15 protein-coding genes are annotated in these 18,061 nt (G+C 48.0%); 2 read left to right on the top strand and 13 right to left on the bottom strand.

Going from position 1 to position 18,061, the window contains the following annotated elements; genetic code table 11:
* Window positions 1-77: 77 nt before the first annotated feature.
* The 6 genes from MHI37_RS24745 to MHI37_RS24770 form a co-directional block, all read right to left on the bottom strand.
* Window positions 78-1,232, bottom strand: a complete 1,155-nt coding sequence (locus MHI37_RS24745) for an aminotransferase class I/II-fold pyridoxal phosphate-dependent enzyme (RefSeq protein ID WP_076338246.1) — start codon at window positions 1,230-1,232, stop codon at window positions 78-80.
* 33 nt (window positions 1,233-1,265) lie between these two features.
* The gene (locus MHI37_RS24750; RefSeq protein ID WP_076338245.1) at window positions 1,266-3,155 is read right to left on the bottom strand and encodes a heparinase II/III family protein; all 1,890 of its coding nucleotides are present in this window, start codon (window positions 3,153-3,155) and stop codon (window positions 1,266-1,268) included.
* 172 nt (window positions 3,156-3,327) lie between these two features.
* Window positions 3,328-5,109: a histidine kinase gene (locus tag MHI37_RS24755; protein ID WP_076338244.1), complete on the bottom strand. Its 1,782-nt coding sequence runs from the start codon at window positions 5,107-5,109 to the stop codon at window positions 3,328-3,330.
* Between the two features lie 25 nt (window positions 5,110-5,134).
* The gene (locus tag MHI37_RS24760; RefSeq protein ID WP_076338243.1) at window positions 5,135-6,211 is read right to left on the bottom strand and encodes a glycoside hydrolase family 88 protein; all 1,077 of its coding nucleotides are present in this window, start codon (window positions 6,209-6,211) and stop codon (window positions 5,135-5,137) included.
* A gap of 132 nt (window positions 6,212-6,343) precedes the next feature.
* Complete coding sequence (locus MHI37_RS24765) at window positions 6,344-7,990, bottom strand: response regulator (RefSeq protein ID WP_076338242.1); 1,647 nt, start codon at window positions 7,988-7,990, stop codon at window positions 6,344-6,346.
* An 89-nt stretch (window positions 7,991-8,079) separates the two neighbouring features.
* Window positions 8,080-9,087 carry a formylglycine-generating enzyme family protein gene (locus MHI37_RS24770; protein ID WP_179090262.1) on the bottom strand — a complete coding sequence of 336 codons (1,008 nt, stop codon included), beginning with the start codon at window positions 9,085-9,087 and terminating at the stop codon, window positions 8,080-8,082.
* A gap of 365 nt (window positions 9,088-9,452) precedes the next feature.
* Here MHI37_RS24770 and MHI37_RS24775 point away from each other — a divergent pair, with 365 nt between their 5' ends.
* Window positions 9,453-10,079: a chromate transporter gene (locus tag MHI37_RS24775; protein WP_076338241.1), complete on the top strand. Its 627-nt coding sequence runs from the start codon at window positions 9,453-9,455 to the stop codon at window positions 10,077-10,079.
* Between the two features lie 10 nt (window positions 10,080-10,089).
* Window positions 10,090-10,626: a chromate transporter gene (locus MHI37_RS24780; protein WP_076338240.1), complete on the top strand. Its 537-nt coding sequence runs from the start codon at window positions 10,090-10,092 to the stop codon at window positions 10,624-10,626.
* A gap of 91 nt (window positions 10,627-10,717) precedes the next feature.
* Here the strand turns inward: MHI37_RS24780 and MHI37_RS24785 are convergent, their stop codons facing one another.
* The 7 genes from MHI37_RS24785 to MHI37_RS24815 all read right to left on the bottom strand — a co-directional run bounded on the left by MHI37_RS24785 (window position 10,718) and on the right by MHI37_RS24815 (window position 17,851).
* On the bottom strand, window positions 10,718-12,352 hold the full coding sequence (locus tag MHI37_RS24785) for an extracellular solute-binding protein (protein ID WP_076338239.1): 1,635 nt from the start codon (window positions 12,350-12,352) through the stop codon (window positions 10,718-10,720).
* A 69-nt stretch (window positions 12,353-12,421) separates the two neighbouring features.
* Window positions 12,422-13,318, bottom strand: a complete 897-nt coding sequence (locus tag MHI37_RS24790) for a carbohydrate ABC transporter permease (protein WP_076338238.1) — start codon at window positions 13,316-13,318, stop codon at window positions 12,422-12,424.
* A 25-nt stretch (window positions 13,319-13,343) separates the two neighbouring features.
* The gene (locus MHI37_RS24795) at window positions 13,344-14,282 is read right to left on the bottom strand and encodes an ABC transporter permease subunit (RefSeq protein ID WP_076338237.1); all 939 of its coding nucleotides are present in this window, start codon (window positions 14,280-14,282) and stop codon (window positions 13,344-13,346) included.
* Window positions 14,283-14,518: 236 nt separating this feature from the next.
* Complete coding sequence (locus tag MHI37_RS24800; RefSeq protein WP_076338236.1) at window positions 14,519-15,910, bottom strand: sulfatase; 1,392 nt, start codon at window positions 15,908-15,910, stop codon at window positions 14,519-14,521.
* Between the two features lie 44 nt (window positions 15,911-15,954).
* On the bottom strand, window positions 15,955-16,833 hold the full coding sequence (locus tag MHI37_RS24805) for a hypothetical protein (RefSeq protein ID WP_144023737.1): 879 nt from the start codon (window positions 16,831-16,833) through the stop codon (window positions 15,955-15,957).
* Window positions 16,778-17,458 carry a family 20 glycosylhydrolase gene (locus MHI37_RS24810; protein ID WP_083676401.1) on the bottom strand — a complete coding sequence of 227 codons (681 nt, stop codon included), beginning with the start codon at window positions 17,456-17,458 and terminating at the stop codon, window positions 16,778-16,780. The genes MHI37_RS24805 and MHI37_RS24810 overlap by 56 nt, the downstream gene beginning before the upstream one ends.
* Before the next feature lie 24 nt (window positions 17,459-17,482).
* On the bottom strand, window positions 17,483-17,851 hold the full coding sequence (locus tag MHI37_RS24815) for a hypothetical protein (RefSeq protein WP_083676400.1): 369 nt from the start codon (window positions 17,849-17,851) through the stop codon (window positions 17,483-17,485).
* Window positions 17,852-18,061 lie beyond the last annotated feature (210 nt).

Genomic DNA, 18,061 nt, shown 5'->3' on the forward strand with positions numbered 1-18,061 from the left:
TACTTTTTATTAGTTTTCTTGTCTTCGTTTCACAAAAAAAAAGCCATCCGGCAGTTTGCCGGATGGCTTCATGTCAGTTAATTACGCTTCATGCCCGCTAGTGAGCGGTCAAGATCATTCATCAGTGAATCAGGATGCTCCAGCCCGATAGAGATGCGGATCAGCCTTTGTGGCATTCCCGTCTGTTTGGAGGTTTCCTCGTCAATCCAAAGTCCCGGCGAATTGATCAAGCTCTCAAATCCTCCCCAGCTCGGCCCCTCCTCGAACAGCTCCAGTCCTTTGATAAAAGCGATAATCTGCTCCTGGTTACCGCGGGGTACAAAGCTGATTAAGCCGGAATAACCGCTCATCTGACTGCGTCCAAGTTCATATTGCGGATGACTAGGAAGTCCGGGGTATAGCACACGCTCTACGAGCGGATGAGCTTCAAGGAATTCGGCTAAACGAAGGCCGCTCTCCTGATGCTGCCGCATCCGCAGCGGAAGTGTCCGAAGTCCGCGGATCAGCAGCCATGACTGATGCGGGTCCATCGTTGCTCCGAACATGCCTCGCTCACGGTGAGTGACTTGCTCCATCCGCTCGCTGCTGCCGACCATGACACCAGCTAGAATATCGCTGTGCCCGCCCATGTACTTGGTCGCGGAATGAACGACAATATCGATGCCGTAAGCAATTGGATTCTGAAATAGCGGCGTTGCACATGTATTATCCACGATAGTTATGATGCCCTTCGCTTTAGCAATCGCCGCGATTGCCCGTAAATCCTGCAGCGTAAATACGTTCGAGAGCGGTGTCTCGAGATAGATTGCCTTCGTGTTTGGTCGAATGGCCGCTTCTAGCTCATCTGTGCTCTCACCCGACACAAACGTCGTCTCCACCCCAAACTTCTTCATATATGTGTCGAGGAAGCTCTTCGTTGGAGGGTATACATTTAACGGACAAATAATATGGCAGTCCTTTTCCATAACACTCATCAGCGCGGCTGTTATCGCCGCCATTCCGGACGAGAAGCAGCGGGCTTGCTCCGCCCCCTCCAGTGCCGCAATCTTCTTCTCGGCAATTTCTGTCGTCGGATTGGCTACACGGGTGTACGTGTAGCCGTGGTCCATATTTTTACGGGTAAATAGTGTGTTTTGAAATATTGGCGGTACGATCGCTCCAAGATAACGATCGTAGTCATCACCCAAGTGGGTACAAATCTCTTCCTTGCTCCAAGCCTTGCTCTCGTCCATGGAAGCTCCTCCTCATGATGCTGCTTCAATCGTTTAATGGACTATCGTCCATTTGTACTCCGCCTTGAAAACTGCGGAATTGCCGTTCCGGCGAATCATGACACCCCACCGTGTTTGATCAAGCCGGTGCTCATAACCTCTGAATAGATAGACACTCGTTCCCGGAGCACCCTCCATACGAAGCGTGAGCTGCTTATCCGCCAATGTCCAGACTGCTTCCCAGTCGGTATTGATTTCGCAGCAGGCCGTCTCCAGCATCAATTGGTATCCATCCTCACTGCCTGGAGGGCCGCAAGGCGTAAACGTCAACTGCGAGCTGAATTCGCCAGAGCAGTGGAACAGCCAGTCAATCGTATGCTCATCTGTATGTCCGCTTTCAGGCTTCACCTCGAAAATATCCGTCAAAGTGTCCGATTGCAGCTGCATGGAACGAGAAAAGCCTATACCTGGATAAACCTCATCCGCGGATACGCGGCACAAATTCCGTTCTTTATCAAACCGTTCCATTCTTCCTATAGGACGGTTCGGCTGCGTCTGTCTATCGATCATGACTGAATTGTGGGCAATCGTCTTGCGCTGCCATTCCCTGAACAAATCGGAACCGTAGCCGCTGTTGGAAATATCTCGCGAGACGACTTCATCGTTCAGATTCAACTCAAAATTCATAATATCGGCATGGGAATGTTCCCTAATCACATAGCCGTATTTAAGGAAGACCGAGGCTTCGCCGCTATGCAGCATGGCAAAATAAATATCCTTATCGTAGTGGGACTGTCCGTCTGGCAAGCCGCTGCCTGCAGCGACTTTATCGAATTCCTCATTTGCCCAATCCCTTCCAAACAACAGACGAGCTACACCGCCAATATTGGCGCCGATAAATGCTTGATCCGGCTTGTCATAGCTGCGCGATAAAGCATAACGAAACGACGGTTCGTCGTGCATGTTGCGAATCCATTCGTATTGCTGAGCGTAATTGCCGAACCTAAGCAGCGGCCAGCCGTCATTTGGATTCGGAAAATATCCGCTTGCGAATGCGTACTTGACTGGGTAACGATACATCCGCAGAAGCGCGTCCTCCAGAATCGGAAAATCATAGTCATACAGCTTGCAAAACGCGTGATAGTACGTAAGACCTTCCGCACAGTAGAAATGATAATGGAACGATGCTTCATACCAGAACCCTTCAGGCAGCAGTCCTTCAGCGAGCCTCATCTTAATACCGTTCTCCCCTGCTGCTGCTCGTTCGCACCAGATCCGTTCGTTGAAAAACAGGCCGATCATTCCCGCTGCCGCTTTCATCCAGCAAATAATGTTCGGGGTGCAGCCGACCTTCTCGATCAAAAATTCAGCTTGTGGAATAAAGAAACGGTTCTTGTACAGGTCCAGCTCGTCTTGCGTGAAGCAATCCTTCACCAGCTCCATGCCGTTCAACAGCCAGATGTCAGCTACTCCATCCGTTAAATCACAGCCAGTGAAGCGTCCTTCCTGTCCGGGAGGGGTGCGCACCTGGAAGCTGCCATAGTGCTCGCATAGAAACGCCAGCACTTTTCGTATAAAAGCCAAATAGGAAGGATCCCCGTATAAATTGTACAAAACAGCTGCGTGAAACACCTGCGTGCATGCCGAGGTTCTGTATATATAGCACCAAGCATCATCCACCTCCTGCGCTGCTCTAATCTCACCGCAGCCGCTGCAGCGATGCTCGTTCGGATTGCCTGGATCAAAGATCAGTGCCGCGAAGCATTGATCACAGAAATAATGATGTCCCCAGCCGGCTACCCGGTTTACATCGTCCTTATAATTAGCGACCCACCAATCCGTGGTTGGCTTAAACGTATGAACGATTCGGCTAGCCCAGTCAAAGGTTTGAATTTTATCGCGCACCGCCGGCCAATCCTTTACCATCTGCTTTGTAGCATTCACTTGGCTTCACTCTCCTATGGATGTTGCATAAGATAGCTCCTTGTCAGCAACGGAACCTTGTCTTTCATTGCTTCCTATTTTACAAGAACTACAAATGCTTACCATTGGGGATTCTTGCGCTTATATTAGCTATTTTGTTGTTATCGATCACAGATAACCTGAAAACCGCACCTTATTCGGTATGCTGAACGATTGGCAGCCGAATGCGGACCGTCGTTCCTTCCCCGGGTTTACTGCGAATCAAAAGTCCGTAGCTAGCTCCATATAGGATGCGAATTCGCTTGTGCACGCTGATGACACCTACGTTGGTATGCTTGTTCGTTCCGTCCTGTGATTCGTACCATACGGGGTCCAGCAATCGCTCGACTTTTTTTTCGTCCATGCCGATGCCGTTGTCAATAACCTCAAGCAGCATATCCCCGTTTTCCTCATAGCTTCTAATGCGAATGAGCGCTTTTCCAGGCTTCGTTTCAATACCGTGAACGATTGCATTCTCAATGAGCGGCTGAAGTATAAACTTAGGCACTTGACAGTCATTTAATTTTTCATGAAGCAAGTACTCTACTTCGATTCTATCGCCATAAATCATTTTGTGAATGGACAAATAATTGACGCTGAACTCAATTTCTTCCCGCAGGGCAATTTGATCCCCCTTCTTGCGAATGCTTTCACGGAGCAGCTTGCCGAGCAGATAGATTAACTCGCCTATCTCCTCCTCGCCTTTAATCTTTGCCATACTATGAATAGATTCCAATGTATTGTATAGAAAATGGGGATTCATCTGCGCTTGTAGCGCCTTGTATTCAAACTGCAACGTCCGATACTCGGCTTTCTGCTTCAGCAGCTTCTCGCGATAAACCGAATTAAACAAATCGTTGATCTTCTCTGACATCGTATTGAATCTGACAGTAAGCATGCCGACCTCGTCACGACTTCTCGGCACAATGATTTGATGATTGGAATCCAAAGAGAAGCTGGACATCGCTCTCAGCAGCAAGCGGATATTTTCAGTTATGCTTTTGGAAATTTGAGCGGCCAATATAAAAGCAACTAATAACGACACAATTAACGTACTAATTGTCCAATATTTAAGACTTTCCGTTCCACGCGTGAGCTGTCCAACATCGATAATCTGCACGATTTTCCATTTGTCGTAATCGGTGGAGAGGACGCTTGAAATATAATGCTTGCCTCCATGCTGGAAGTCACTTTGAACCGTATTAATCATATACAGGTCATGATTCATATAATATTGTGCAGCCTCGCTCAAATGGGTACTGACAACAAAAATTTCATTGCTCTCATTCAGGATAAGAATATCCCCGTCCATCAGGTTATGAACATCGGTTAAGATGTCGCTGATATAGCTGCTCTCCACGCCGATCGCGATAATGCCCACATATTTAGTCGTTTCAATATCGTACAGTGCTTTGACCATGTACAACGCATCGTTTGATCCGCGGTACCAAGTTGCCCTGCCCCTTTTCTCTTTTATCTCGTCGATATTAATTTGTTTTATCAATTCCGCATTGTATCTCATTACCCCTTTACGCTCGATGGAATATCGCTTATCGTTCACATCAATGATGAATACGGACAAATAATATTCCTTAAAAAACAGCATATCGTTTAGAAAATCATTGATATACTTGTCCCTAGAGTAGGTATCCTCCTCCCCCACGGACTGACTAAGCATTTCGCTAAGAGAAGAATTACGGAACTGCTGAAAAGCCATCTCCTCAATATCCGTCGTGTTCTTCTCAATGTTGATACCGATCTGTCCAATCAAATATTGTGAGAAATCACCTGAATTCCGTTTAATGACACCGACCGACACCCAATAATTAATTCCGCTAATTACTAAGACGGTGATCAAAATAATGACCGTGAACGAGAGCAAAAACTTTGTTCTTAGCTTGGCATCAACAAAAAACTCTCTTATTTTACGCACCATATATCACTCGTTCCTGCTAGGATTGCTATTCGTCTAAATGATACAGGCTCTCCACTAACATCAGCAGCGTCATCGATTGGCCATGCGGCATAGAGCTCTGTGGAATGTCCTTGTAAAATTGCGCAGTCAAGCCAAGCCGGGTACCATACGATACGCCTTGCACCATTCCGGTCACGTCAATTCGGTTTAAAACCGCCTGCAGTGCGGCAATGCCTGATTCCCGGTAAGTCTCGCTAATATATCCTTTGCGCACTGCCTTCAAAATACCGTAAGCAAAGCCTGCTGTCGCTGAGGTTTCCTCATAGCTATCTTTATCGTCAAGCAGCGTATGCCACATGCCGCTATCGGCCTGGAGCTCGGTAAGCTTGCGCACCTGCTGCTCCATAGAAGCCAGTAAAAAAATTTCAATACTGAGCGGCAGCTGGACCATATCGAGGTAGTCAACTAAACCTGCCAAATACCAAGCATTGCCGCGTGCCCAGAGCACCCTGGCGAAATTATCTCTGCGAATGAAGGACCAGCCGTGAAAAAACAGCCCCGTTTGCGTGTCAGTCAAATATTTGAGGTGGACTAGAAACTGGCGAATACTCTCTTGTACGTAATACTCATTTCTTAGAAGAACGCCCATCCGGCCCATGAAAAGCACAGTCATGTACAAAGTTTCATCCCGCAGCTCGCCTTCATTCCTGCTATCTCGTGTAACATGCGTAATTCCGAACTCCTGTGTGCGCGGCATTTCATTCACGGCGTAGCTAGCCCATTCCTCGCAGATGACTAAATATTCCGGCGTGCGCGTTTCCTCGTACAAATAACTGAGCGTCAGCAGCGGGCACATCGTATTCACATTTTTGGCCGGCAGCCCTTCCCGAAGTCGACGATCAAACCAATCAGTCAGGTAATTCAAAATCTCTCGATTGCCCGTTTCTTTATAGTACAAATAGAGAGAAAATAATCCGACCCCTTGAGACCAGTCCCATGTTTCCATGGATATCATGCTAAAGGGAGCTTCCTCCTCATTGATCACCTCTAAGTCCTGCATTCCCGCTATCACCTTCGCGATTAACACCTCTACTTCTTCCCGCTGCAAATGGTTAATCGTCATTTACCATGCTCCTTCCCGAATGTAAACGCTAACAACATTGAACAGACGCTCCTCTTTTAATTTAATACTCCAATTAGGCAAAAGTTTAACGTACTCGCTGACTGAAAGGAAGACTGTGATTTTACGGTTTTATTAGGATTCTTTACTTCTATTCTTGTATTCCTTGGGAGACACGCCTTCGATTTTTTTGAATACCTGATAGAAATAGGCATACTCCTTATATCCCACCATTTCTCCAACCTCATTCACCTTATGCCGTGGATTGCGAAGCAGTCGCTTTGCTGCCTCGATTCTAGCCTTAGCAACCAAATCAACGAAGTTAATGCCAGATTCTGCTCTCAGCAGCCTGCTCAAATAGCTTGGACTGAGCCCAAAATGATCAGCAATCGAGGTTAATGTGATGCTCTCGGCAAAATGATTATTAATATATTCAATCGATTTTTTAACGACGAGACTATATTCTTTATCGTCGCCTTCGAGCTTGTTTTTGACAATTTTAATGAATGTTGACAAATAATCCGTTGCTGTCTTCATGTCAGGCAGTCGATATACATCCTCCAAAATTTCATCGATGCTCTTGTCGAAGCCGAACTCGTCTCCGGTGATCCGGTAATAATAGCGGGCAGCAGCAAGGCAGACATCGGAGAGCAAACCTTTCACTACCAAAATATTTCCTTTGCTATAGGCCTTGATATGCTCGAGAAACTTCTCCAAATGACCGATCATCTCATCGCCAGTAGCGTACTCCAGCAATTGATTAAATTCCTCAAGATCGCGAATAATCGAGAATTTAACGCCCTCTTCCGCTGGCTCGAACGTTTCTGGAAACAAGACAGGCTCTTCGGTTCGAAAAAAGCTCGTGTCCATCAATGTCGATGCCTCGTAAAATGCTTCATGCAGCGTCTGAAGCTGCCGGTAGTTGGAGCTAACAGCAATGCAGCAGAGCAGTCCGTGCTTTTGACGGATCAGCTCGATCAAATCATGGCAGAAGCTCTGCAGCTTCAGCTTCATTTCACGCGGAGGCAAAGGCTTCGGAAACAGGCAAGCGAGTACAAAATCATCATGCCGATACGATTCAATAATTTCAAATTTCCGCAATGCTGCTGCGGCTCGGGCCATTTCCATCAATTCACCGCGAAGCTGCCGGTTAATGCTTTGACTATTGGCGCCCTGCACGGTTTCAAGCATCCGTTTCGAACGGACAATAATCACGGAGCCGGAGCTCCATTCAATTCCTAGCTCCGCGGTTGCTTTCACAAGAAAACCATCCGGCGGGTTGCTCCCGCCAATCAACTCGGAGATGAGCTTGCTTCTAAGCGATGGCAGCGAGCTTTGATGATGCTCAGTAAGTAAGCTGAACGCTTCATCCCGCTTCGCTTGCTGCGACAGATTGGACTGCTCGCTATCGAGTGCCTGAACCGCTTGTCTAACGATGCGCTGAAGCTCATCATTGTGGATGGGCTTCACAACAATGTCATATACTCCGAGCCTAACTGCCTGTTTAGCGAATTCGAAATCCTGATATCCGGTTATAAGAATGGTCTTGGACCTCGGAAAAACGGAATGCATATATTCAGCTAGATCAAGTCCGCTAAGGCCAGGCATTTTAATATCTGTAATTAATATATCCGGCTGCTTATCATGAATGACCTGCTTGCCTTCGATGCCATCTGCGGCCTGGCCCACAATTGTGCAGTTTAGTCCATCCCAGTCCACCGTCTGTACGATCGATTGCAGTATGAGTGGCTTATCGTCTATGACTACAACAGACTTCTTCACATGTATACCTCCCCGTTGATTCGATAAGAAAAGAATGAACTCCCCGCGCAGCGCCCGTTTAGTTTTATATAATCGCCTAGTATGACCGTTTATCGTACGTTATGGTCTTCTATGACGCGAAATCCCATATTCCCCGACGAGCTGTCTGGCGTATTACTGCTTCTAGCTGCAACCCGATAGCGATTGCAGTAGGAACGATGGCACAAATAAGAGCCTCCTCGCAGCGAACGCCTCTCTGTTGGATCGGTGAACAGAGGGTTCTCATCTGTCGTTCTTCTATGATATTGTGGACTAAACCAATCCGCGCACCACTCCCACACATTACCAGACATATTATAAAGGCCATATCCATTTGGTTCATAAGCGTCTACGGGTGCTGTACCCACATAGCCATCACTTGCATTATTTTTAACCGGGAATTTGCCCTGCCAAATGTTACACATATGCTTGCCCTCCGGCTTTAACAGGTCCCCCCACGGATACGTCTTCCTGTTCAACCCGCCTCTTGCTGCATATTCCCATTCTGCCTCCGTCGGCAAACGCGTTCCCGACCATGCACAATAAGCTGCAGCGTCATGCCATGATATATGAACAACCGGGTGGTTCATACGATCCTCGATTGACGAATCAGCTCCTTCCGGCTTCGCCCAATAAGCACCCTCCACTACAAGCCACCAGGGAACTTGCTGTGGTACGTTCACAACGCGCTGACGCGTTTGTTCCGACGCTAGCAAATGAAACACATAGGACCAGCCGAATCGTTCTGCTTCCGTCACATAACCCGTTTTTTGAACGAATGTGCTAAATTGTTTGTTAGTAACCGCGTAAGGTGAAATACGGATCGGATTGACGCGAACTTTCCGTATGGGCCCCTCCCCGTCTGCCGGAAATCCTTCCGCTGTGTCCGTCCCCATATAAAATTCCCCGCCTTCCAAGGAAATGAAGCTGTTATTATCATAGGTCACTATGATCGTTTCTTCAGGTTCAGATTTTAATTGAATGGCTGCAGTTGGCGATACTCGTCCTCGGCTGATTGAACAGCATGAATGTTTTGGCTCCAGTTTACTCGTCCCTTTCCCTTTAAGCTCAGTGGTCATTTTATTGCAGTCTAGTGATATTCCACACAGTTTAGCATAGAGAAATACGTTACTGATAGAATTATTTTCAGTTTGAATATCTCGTTCCGCTCTATAATCGGACGGCAGCCCCGCAGTATCGACTCTTGGACGTATAACCATCGTGCCGTTTATGTTATAGACCTTTCTTCACAACCTTAATACCACATTGGTAAAAAGAAGAATAGAGAAATAAAAAAACATAGAAAAAATCAAGTATTCCCATCCGTTATTACGATTTTATAGCCTCAATAAAAATTATTTATAAAGTTTTCCTTAATACTTTATTCCGTTTTGGAATAAAGATGGTATAATAAAGAAAACCGAAGCAAGAAGAGGTGTCAACTATGAAGATGCGCCCCCCGAATGGAACGTCGCTCTTATTTCAATTATTTTGGACTTTTGTCAAAATCGGCCCCGTTACTTTTGGCGGAGGATACACCATGATTCCGATGATTGAAAAAGAAATTGTGGATAAGCGGAAATGGATAACTCGCCAAGAAATGAATGATTTAATGTCATTAGCAGGAGCAGCACCAGGAGGTATTGGCGTGAACGCTTCTGCCTTTCTGGGTTATCGGATGGGTAATATACCCGGCGCAATCGCCGCTACCCTAGGCATTACGCTTCCCAGTTTTATAATCGTTTTTTTGCTTAGTGCCTTTTATGCGGCCTTCCAATCTGAACCAAAGGTAGAAGCCGCATTCAAGGGTATCCACGGTGCAATCATCGGGCTAATCGCCACAGCAGCTTTCAAAATGGGAAAAACAGCCTTGTTCGACTGGACTACTATCCTTATCTCAGTCTGTTCGTTAGCTCTTCTTTTGCTGACCAAGATAAGTCCGACGGCCATGATCTTGTTCGGATTAGGCTTCGGAATTGTCCTGATCCGCTTGAAGCAGCTGCTCGGACTGACCATTCAGACCGAAAGGGTCTCTCATGACAATTCCGCAATGATTGAATACTATATTTAGGGGGAGCTCCATGTTATATTGGCAATTATTTATCTCCTTTTTCAAGATTGGGCTATTGTCCTTTGGCGGCGGATATGCCGTCATTCCTACGATTCAGTACGAAGTGGAGAGGTACGGCTGGCTAACAACTGAGCAGTATCAGCGGATCGTTTCACTAGCCGGTATGTCGCCCGGGGCTATCGCAACCAATAATGCCACGCTAGTCGGTTACCAAGCGGGTGGGCTAATGGGTGCCGTCACAGCCACAGTGGGGATTGTCCTGCCTTCTTTGTTCATTGTTATTTTAATCGCTGCTTTTTTTTATAAGATGAATAAGAATTTATGGGTTAAATCCTCCTTTTACAGTCTGCGTCCGATTATTACGGGCTTGATCGCATACGCCGCGATTCATTTTGGATTCTCTGATCATTCTGAAACCATCTATCATTGGTCTACCTTCGCAAACCTACTAATCGGTGTCTTAGCCTTTCTAGCCATTATCAAATATAAAGTCCATCCGATCAGCGTAATTGGGGGAGCAGCGGTTATCGGAATCGTATTGTTCTGATCGCCCACTTATGCCATTCGTATCCGATCCCATAAACAGCAACAGGCGATTCAAGACGGGTTTCCCGCCTTGAATCGCCTCCACGCCTAAACTATTCGATCCCTTGCTCTTTCGCCTTCGTGTTCACTTCTTCAATCATCTTGTCAAGGCCCTTAGACTTGTAGCCGTCAACGATCTTCTGCCAAGCTTGCTCCACAGGTTCCTTCGATAACATTACGTTAAGTAAATCATCGTGATCGAATACTGTAAAGCTATCCTTAGTTGGAGTCGACATATAGGTCAAGCGAATGTCGTATTCCGGCACTTTCGTGTTATTCAGAATCCAGTCGATGTACTCCACCGCTTCTTCTCTGAGACCTACGTCGCTGATGGACGGGTTGCTTAGATCGTAACGGTCTGCCGTTTCATAAGCAACTAAGTCTCTTAGGAAGGAAATGGCTGGATACTTCTCGTTCAGCGCTTTCGTTTCCAGCATGATCTTCTTATCACCCTCTACCTTGTAATCGACGCCTTCGATACCATAGGTAAGCAATGTTTTGCCTTCGGGAGAAAGTACGTAATCAAAGAGTGCAAGGATACGGTCAAGCTTCTTCGGATCGATCTTGCCGCTAAAGTAGCTCTCCGACCAGTACGTTTTGAAGATGGCGTGATGACGCTCTCCATCAGGCCCTATTAGCGGTTTCAATACTTTTACGGTTTCCGATATTTCCTTATCCGGGTAGCTGTTCGCCCAACGTTTGCGTTGGATGTTCGCATCGAGGTTAATGAATCCACCTCCGGAAAGCATTGCTGCGGATTTGCCTGAAGCAAATTTGTCGTATGCGATTTCCGGGCTGGTAAGCGCGATGTCCGGATCGATCAGATTTTTGTCATACATATCTTTCATGTTCTGAAGAGCAGGCAGAGCGGTCTTGGAGAATACAGCCGGAATGAACTTGCCGTCTTCCTTGATCCATTTGAAATCCGCTCCACTGCCGTCGCTTGTGGCAACCGGGTTGCCGTACAGCCAGAACAATCCGCCCAGCATCTTCACTTGAGACGATGTCAGACCAGTAATCCTTTTGCCTTCCGGATCGGCCTTCACTATAGCATCAAGCATCACCTTGAACTCTTCCCAAGTTTCCGGCTCCTTCGTAATGCCGGCCTCCTGTGCCAAATCCCAACGGTAGTAGACGACGCGATCAAGCGCGCTCCAGTCTGTGCTCGGGAACATCCTTCTTGGAATCGTGTATTGCTTGCCATCGACAGCCAGTCCCGCAATGTCCGGCGCTTCAAAATATTTTGCTAAATTCGGATAATTCGTCAAATCCGGTAAAGGGGCAACGACGCCTTGATCGACCCATTTGCGCTGATATTGCGTGCCTATTGCGTCGATCGCGAATACGTCAGGCAGTTGTCCGGACGCGGCCCACATTTGAATTTTCTGGCCATAGTCATCCCAAGTCGTATTGACTGGCTTAATAGTAATATTGAATTTTTTCAGAATATCCTGCACGATCGGGTCATTCTCGATCTTTGCGACTTCTGCTTCTACATCCCAGAAAGCAACGGAAATTTGCATTGGATCCTTATACGGGTTTTCCTCGCCTCCCGTACCCGAATTCGTTGCTGCTGCATTCTCGCTCTCGGAAGATTTCTCGTTTCCATTGCCGCTGCAAGCCGACAGCAATCCTGTCATCAATGCCAAACCTACCATGATGAAGCCAAACCTCTTAAATCCTTTCATTTGTGAAGCCTCCCTTTTTTTCATTTTGAAGCTTTTGTTAGGATAGGACAAGCATCTATATCAATTTCCTTATCCTTTAATGGAGCCTACTAGTATCCCTTTGGCGAAGTGCTTCTGGAGGAAGGGATATACCATAAGGATGGGCACGCTCGAAATGACGATCGTCGCCATCTGCAAAGCGGGGGTGTACACCTTGCTGGAAGCACTGTCAGCCGCTTGCTGAGCCAGCGTGTTAAGCAGCTGATTGCTTGTGATGAGCGTCTCCCGCAAGTAAATCTGGAGCGGCGTCTTGGCAGAGTCGCTAATGAAGATGAGCGCGTACCACCACTCGTTCCAACGCTCCACAGCGTAGAATAAACCGAAGGTGGCGATGAACGGCGCAGAGATGGGCAGAACGATCTTGAGCAAAATGTACAGGTCGTTGGCACCGTCCAGCTTCGCGGATTCTTCTAAGCTCTCCGGAAGCGTGCCGAAATAGTTTTTCATAATAATCAAGTAGAACGTATTCAAGCCTGCCGGTATGATCATAACGAGTATACTGTTGACTAGCCCCAGCGATTTAATGATGAGATAGAATGGAATAAGCCCGCCGTTAAAAAACATCGTAAACAGGATTAACGTCAGCATTGCGTTCCGGCCTGGCATCCCTTTCTTGGAGAGCGCGTAAGCGCCTGCAACCGATATCGTCATGCTGAACAATACGCCGACGACGGTAACAATGACCGTATTAACCGTAGAGCTCCAAAACTTCGTATCGGACAGGATTACCTTGTAAGCCGTTAAATCGAAGGACAAGGGCAGCATGTAGAGATTGAACTGACTGATCACCTCAAATTTGGCGAACGAAATGATAAGCACGTTGTAAAACGGAAAAAAAGTGATGAGAGACAGCAGTCCAAGCACGATATATACGGCGATGTCGAAAGTGCTTAGCCTTGTCCTCTTCTTTGCATGCGTTAGCTTCATCTGCGGAATACCTCCAAGCTTTAGTTTAATAGAGTCCTTCCTCACCCATTCGCTTCACGATCGTGTTCGCTAATACGAGAAGCACCAGGCTGATGACTGACTTAATGAGTCCAGCTGCCGTCATATAACCAAAATCTCCACCTATCTGGAATGACGTCCGGTAGATATACGTATCGACGACATCGGCTACGGAATAGACTGGCGAGCTGTATAAATTAAAGATTTGCTCAAAGCTTGCGCCTTGTGACAAAAGCTGGCCAACATGGAGAATGAGTAGGATCGCCACGGTGCTTTTAATGCCCGGCCAGGCGATGTGGAGCAGTCTCTTGAACCGGTTAGCTCCGTCTATCTCTGCCGCTTCGTACAGTTCGGGATTAATGCCCGCCAGTGCAGCCAGATAAATGATCGAATCCCAGCCGACTTCCCTCCACATATGCGTGATATACAGGAGAGGCCGGAAGGATTCCTTATCCGTAAGCGGCGAGATGGACTCGAAGCCCAAAGCCATGATGAATTGGTTCACAACGCCGTCGCGACTGAGCATGTCCGTAATAATACCCGCCAGCACAACCCAAGAGATGAAGTGAGGAAACGTAAGAACCGTCTGAAAAAATCGTTTGGCTGTATTCCTGGAGAATTCATTAAGTAAAATGGCTAAAAAAATCGGCATAGGGAAATTGATAAGCAGCTTCATCAAGCTGATGACGATCGTGTTCTTGAATGCAGTATGGAAATCCGCGTCAGTCCATATTTTCTGGAAATGCTCAAGTCCGATCCAGGGGCTGCCTAGAATACCGCCATTGTAGTCGAAAGTCTTAAACGCCAGCGTCACGCCGTACATTGGCGCATATGCGAACAGCGCGTACCATACGATAACCGGCAGAACCATCAGATAAAAATATTTGTACTGAAGCATTGTGTCCCAAAGCTTCTTCGTTGTTCTAACGCTTGCCCCGCTGCGCATCAGAAGTCACTCCTTGCTTTTCTAAATTTGTGTATTAGTGGAACATTGTCCTCTTTTTTTTAGTATAGAATGGATGGCGAGAGCGGAGTATGGACATAATCAGCCTTCTATGTGGACTCCATAATGAAAGTGCTTTCAATTATGTTCAACCACATAATCCGACATAGACGCCATACATATGTACATAGTCCAAAAAAAAAAAAAAGCCGGCGCACACACGCCGACTCTATACTCTGCTATTGATCCCTCCAGTTTCGATACTCCTCGGCATGCAGCGGACCACCTTCCTTCATGACTGTCCATAACGGATCGATGTCGCAGTCCATCGTCGCCATCATGTCGTCATGCCATTCGTTAAGCAGATAAACAGCTTCCTTGCACAAATCCCGCCGCTCCTTCGCCAGATCGTTTTGCTCGTAAGGGTCATCCTTCAGATTGAATAGCATTTCCTTCGGAAAACCATGATAACCGTCATGATAGGATCGAATGTAGAGCCAATCCCCGAATCGGACGCTCCGCTGGCAGACATGGGCGCATTGTGTCAATACGAGGTAGTCTCTTCCTTGATCGGATTTGCCTGAAATGCTGTCGGCATAGCTGATGCCGTCCCAGCGCTTCGGATGTTTTGCACCAACAAGATCAGCCAGCGTGGAGGCCAGATCCAAATGATAATACAGTCCCTCATTCTTCACGCCTCGCGCGCCGCCCGGCCAGCGGAAGATCATTGGAATGCGGCAGGTACCCTGGTCGGCTGTGCCGTGCTCGGAATAGATGCCAAGCTCTCCCAGATTCTCTCCATGGTCGGCACTGATGAGAATAGCCGTATCCTCCAGCACGCCGAGCTGCTCCAGCTGTGACAGCACCTTTCCAATATGATCATCCATGTAGCGAATCGCGCAATCGTAATTGTCAATAATCTGACGGATGTCCTCATAGGATTCGATCTGCTTCCCGTGCCTGTGCCACTTGCTGTAATGCGACTTCGCAAGCGCGTTCATATCCGCAATGCTGTGCTGCCCCTCCTTCTGCAGATGGGACTCGAATACCTCCTCCGTCAACCACTCTGGCAACGGTTCATCCGCGAACGGATGACCGTAATGATTCGGCACTCGGTAAGGCGTATGAGGATCCCAGAAGTTCAGATGCAGGAACCATTGGTCAGATCGCCCATTGTCCTCTAACCACTTCAGCGCGGTTGGGAGTAACTGATGCGCTGATTCCAATCCATTCTCCCCAATGTTATGGACCTCATGGAATCCCGCGTTGAAGGTCCATGCGGAATGCCGGTCGGCGAACGTGCTGATCGTAGCGGTCTTATAGCCCGCTTCCCGTAAAACAAAGGGGAGACTCTCCCGCTTCAGACGATCCTCGAAGCCCCGTATCGCCCCGTCCCGTCGCATATCCGCCGCAGTTCCTCCATGGCCCGCAACGCCAGTATGAATCCCGAATCTGCCCGACATAAGAGCTGTCCGAGAAGGCATGCATGGCGCATCGGAGCAATAATAGTTGGTGAAGACAACGCCTTCTCCCGCTATGCGGTCAATATTAGGCGATGTAGTGCGATGATAGCCGTAGCAGCCCAAATGATCGGGGCGAAGTGAGTCCAGGTCCAAATAGAGTATTCTCATGTCGAAACCATCTCCTGTTCGTTAATAGTGGCCTTTCTGACGTTCTATATTCCCGAAATAACCGATGGCGTGGCAATCGAATGCCATAGGGCGACGCTTATGACTTTCGTCTCGCTATCTTCCCTCGCATCGAATGACAGAATCGGCTCGTTCAGCTCTTCCAGATTTTCGACCTCGCCAAGTACATACTGTCCGATTCGTTGAATAGCTACTTCGATCCGCTGCAGCAGCCCGCCCATTCGCAGATCGAATACATCCAGGCCGAATATCTTGTTCTCCTGCATCCACTGCAGCTTATACACGTTCATGAACCGTAAAGCTCTTTCCTTTATTTCTGGCAGCAGCGTATCTGCGTATTTCCCGAGCCTCTCTTTATCGCCGCTTAGGTATGCCTCTCTTATCTCGATGCCGATAGACGACTTTAGCTCCAGTAGGCTGCAAAGCGCGGCCTGCGTCTCGAAGAGAGAGCTCCATTTAGGATTGCGTTCTGCCGCGGCTTCCAGCAACGCTGCGCTTCTGCCATAATGCTCCTTGTAAGCTTCCGGCTGCACATGCTTGTCGAACAGCCCGTAGAGCACGTCTTGATACAACAAATATTTGCTTGGATTTACCTGATTACCCATGCTTCGACCGGGCGAAGCATTATCAGGAACAAGATTGGTGAGATCCAAGGACATGAAATCTCCGTAATCGCCGTCAGCGCACGTCGCAAAGCGCTCCCGAAGCACAGTTTCGTCTCCCGTGTTCTTATAGCAAAGCTCCGCCCACAGCTGCAGGGCAGGTAGAACCGCGTAGAAAGAGCATTCTGCCCCATTGTCTCCCCATGCCGTGACGATCGTCTCGCGTATCCCGCTTGCGACGCAGCTCTCATGCGCCATTATCCCAATATGGCGGCTGAACGCGTTGTTCGGGGTGAATCCCATCCACTTCCAAGCCCCCCCCGGCGAATACGATATTGTCACTTAACTGCTTGTGCTTCCTCATCATTCCGTCGTATTTTGCTCGATCTTCCGTGTAATAGTCCCAATAAACCAGCCTCAGATCCTCAGGTATCTGAGAGGCGATATCCTCCCTGATCTGACTTTCGGGATCGTAATACTCGCCTCCGCTTGCAAGCCTGAAGAACATGTCACTCCACATCATAGGCTTGTACCCGTAAGAACGGGCTATGTCCATGACTTTGGAGAAATGTTTCATCATCAGCGCAGACCGGTCATGATAACCGTGCTTGTCCAAATATTTGCCCAAACCCATCATATGCGCTTCGTCCATCCCGATGTTGATGTTCCGGCTGCTCAGATTGCTCGCCATTGTTCGGAACATCTCATCGATCAGCTTGTAGGTCTTCGGCTCGTCGATTAGCAATATATCATGGCAATCTACCAGATCGGCATGCGCCCCCCACTTCAGCGCAGGCCCGAGATGAGCAAGCGTCTGTATACAAGGGACCAATTCGATGCCGAACAGCGCTGCGTAACGGTCCATACTCTTCCATTGCCCGGCCGTATAGCGCCCTCTCATATGGCCGAAGTACGGATAGGCTTCCATCTCGTAGGTGTCTTCCGTATACAGCTACACTGACGTATAGCCCATAAGCGCCAAGCGCAGTATTATATTTTGGAAAGCATCCATATGGAGGACACCGTTGCGGGAGCAATCGATCATAACTCCCAGACTGTCATACAACGGCGTCTCTTCCAAGTTGAACGGCTTGCCTTTTCTAATCCCCTCAACAGTCAGTCCGAACGCTCGAACAAACTGGGAAGCTCCGCCACAAGAGACTACAGCCGCTTGCCCATCGTACTGAACAGCTATCACGCCACTTCCCTCTATGAATTGCACGGGAATCCCCTCCGCCGAGAACGCCACGCGCAAGCCGCTTGCCGCTTCGGATAGTGCTTGTTTTTGATCCTCCGTTATACCCATTACATAAATCTCCATATCTCTCCACTCCAATCTGTCATAGTGATATCATTCTGCCAATGGTTTTTGCATGCATGCTGGAAGGCAGGACTTTGACAATCCGATGTTCCCATCGTCTCGCGATGATAATATGTCGTGTACTGAGAGCAGATCTGGTAACGTTTACATAATAAACGGCCATAACCAGCACATATGCGGGCAAGGAGCATCGTCCGCTTTACACTTGTA

It is taken from the genome of Paenibacillus sp. FSL H8-0548 (genome assembly GCF_038630985.1).
Classification (GTDB): domain Bacteria; phylum Bacillota; class Bacilli; order Paenibacillales; family Paenibacillaceae; genus Pristimantibacillus.

Excerpts from the sequence above, each read along its gene's own strand:
- MHI37_RS24815 (WP_083676400.1), bottom strand. The coding sequence starts at position 17,851 with ATGGAGATTTATGTAATGGGTATAACGGAGGATCAAAAACAAGCACTA.
- MHI37_RS24775 (WP_076338241.1), top strand. The coding sequence starts at position 9,453 with ATGAAGATGCGCCCCCCGAATGGAACGTCGCTCTTATTTCAATTATTT.
- MHI37_RS24785 (WP_076338239.1), bottom strand. The coding sequence starts at position 12,352 with ATGAAAGGATTTAAGAGGTTTGGCTTCATCATGGTAGGTTTGGCATTG.
- MHI37_RS24790 (WP_076338238.1), bottom strand. The coding sequence starts at position 13,318 with ATGAAGCTAACGCATGCAAAGAAGAGGACAAGGCTAAGCACTTTCGAC.
- MHI37_RS24800 (WP_076338236.1), bottom strand. The coding sequence starts at position 15,910 with ATGAGAATACTCTATTTGGACCTGGACTCACTTCGCCCCGATCATTTG.
- MHI37_RS24780 (WP_076338240.1), top strand. The coding sequence starts at position 10,090 with ATGTTATATTGGCAATTATTTATCTCCTTTTTCAAGATTGGGCTATTG.
- MHI37_RS24810 (WP_083676401.1), bottom strand. The coding sequence starts at position 17,458 with ATGGAAGCCTATCCGTACTTCGGCCATATGAGAGGGCGCTATACGGCC.
- MHI37_RS24745 (WP_076338246.1), bottom strand. The coding sequence starts at position 1,232 with ATGGACGAGAGCAAGGCTTGGAGCAAGGAAGAGATTTGTACCCACTTG.
- MHI37_RS24760 (WP_076338243.1), bottom strand. The coding sequence starts at position 6,211 with ATGACGATTAACCATTTGCAGCGGGAAGAAGTAGAGGTGTTAATCGCG.
- MHI37_RS24805 (WP_144023737.1), bottom strand. The coding sequence starts at position 16,833 with ATGGGATTCACCCCGAACAACGCGTTCAGCCGCCATATTGGGATAATG.
- MHI37_RS24770 (WP_179090262.1), bottom strand. The coding sequence starts at position 9,087 with ATGACCACTGAGCTTAAAGGGAAAGGGACGAGTAAACTGGAGCCAAAA.
- MHI37_RS24755 (WP_076338244.1), bottom strand. The coding sequence starts at position 5,109 with ATGGTGCGTAAAATAAGAGAGTTTTTTGTTGATGCCAAGCTAAGAACA.
- MHI37_RS24795 (WP_076338237.1), bottom strand. The coding sequence starts at position 14,282 with ATGCGCAGCGGGGCAAGCGTTAGAACAACGAAGAAGCTTTGGGACACA.